Origin of the sequence: Glycomyces sp. NPDC021274 (assembly GCF_040641195.1) — a bacterium.
Taxonomy (GTDB): Bacteria; Actinomycetota; Actinomycetes; order Mycobacteriales; family Micromonosporaceae; genus Glycomyces.
Window position 1 is genome coordinate 1 of the sequence record NZ_JBFADC010000070.1, and the last position, 1,340, is coordinate 1,340.

The 1,340-nt window shown below is 68.1% G+C and carries 2 protein-coding genes and 1 pseudogene; all 3 read left to right on the top strand.

Going from position 1 to position 1,340, the window contains the following annotated elements:
• A partial coding sequence (locus AB0I03_RS26625; RefSeq protein WP_360417366.1) for an amidase family protein occupies positions 1-318 on the top strand: 318 nt, incomplete at its 5' end.
• Positions 319-352: 34 nt separating this feature from the next.
• Entirely contained in the window at positions 353-595 is a 243-nt protein-coding gene (locus tag AB0I03_RS26630) for a hypothetical protein (RefSeq protein WP_039632561.1), read from the top strand.
• An 88-nt stretch (positions 596-683) separates the two neighbouring features.
• Positions 684-1,340, top strand: a pseudogene (locus AB0I03_RS26635) (Asp-tRNA(Asn)/Glu-tRNA(Gln) amidotransferase GatCAB subunit B); the annotation flags it as partial.

Consider the following 1,340-nt stretch of genomic DNA (forward strand, 5'->3'; position numbering starts at 1 on the left):
TTCGAGCGGGCCTTCGAGCAGGTCGACGTGATCATCTCGCCGACCACGCCGACCACCGCGTTCCCGATCGGCGAGCGCACCGACGACCCGATGGCGATGTACCTCGCCGACGTGTGCACCATCCCCGCCAACCTGGCGGGCAACGCCGCCATGTCGCTGCCCTGCGGACTGGCTCCCGAGGACGGGCTGCCGGTGGGGCTGCAGATCATCGCCCCGGCCATGGCCGACGACCGGCTGTACAAGGTCGGCGCCGCGGTCGAGTCCGCGCTCACCGAGAAGTGGGGCCACCCGCTCATCGAGGAGGCTCCGGCCCTGTGAGCGGAGCTGTCAACGACCTGCTGGAGGAGACGCTGTGAGTGGAAAGCTGGCCAAGGCCAAGAACTTCAAGAAGTCCAAGCCCGGCACCTACCTGTCCATCGGCACCACGCTGTTCGGCGCGGTGAGCGTCGTCAAGCAGGCGAAGAAGGCCAAGGGGGAGCAGGACATGCTCCAGCTGGTCGACGCCGTCGTCTCCGCCGCCGCCATCGTCACCGGTGTCGCCCTGCTCGTCCGCGAACTGCGTCGTCTCAACGACGACGACGTCCTCGCGGGCTGACCGGCGCCGGACCTGAGAGGTTAGTTTCACCGTGACTGTCACCGACCTGGTGCCGTACGAGGACGCGCTGGCCACCTACGACCCTGTGATGGGTCTGGAGGTGCACGTCGAGCTCGGTACCAAGACCAAGATGTTCTGCGGGTGCGCAACCACCCTGGGCGCCGAGCCCAACGCGCAGACCTGCCCCACCTGTCTGGGCCTGCCCGGCTCCCTCCCGGTCGTCAACGCGACCGGCGTGGAGTCCGCGATCAAGATCGGCCTGGCGCTGAACTGCTCCATCGCCGAGTGGTGCCGCTTCGCCCGGAAGAACTACTTCTATCCGGACATGCCGAAGAACTTCCAGACCTCCCAGTACGACGAGCCGATCGCCTTCGACGGCTACCTCGACGTGCAGCTGGAGGACGGCGAGGTCTTCCGTGTCCACATCGAGCGCGCCCACATGGAGGAGGACACCGGCAAGTCCACCCACATCGGTGGGGCGACCGGCCGGATCCACGGCGCGCGGCACTCGCTGCTGGACTACAACCGCGCCGGCATCCCGCTCATCGAGATCGTCACCAAGCCGATCGAGGGCGCCGGCGAGCGGGCCCCCGAGGTCGCCAAGGCGTACGTCGCCGAGCTGCGCGAGCTCATCAGGGCGCTGGGTGTCTCCGAGGCCCGCATGGAGATGGGCCAGATGCGCTGCGACGTGAACCTCTCGCTGCGCCCCAGGGGCACCGAGAAGTTCGGCACCCGCTCGGAGACC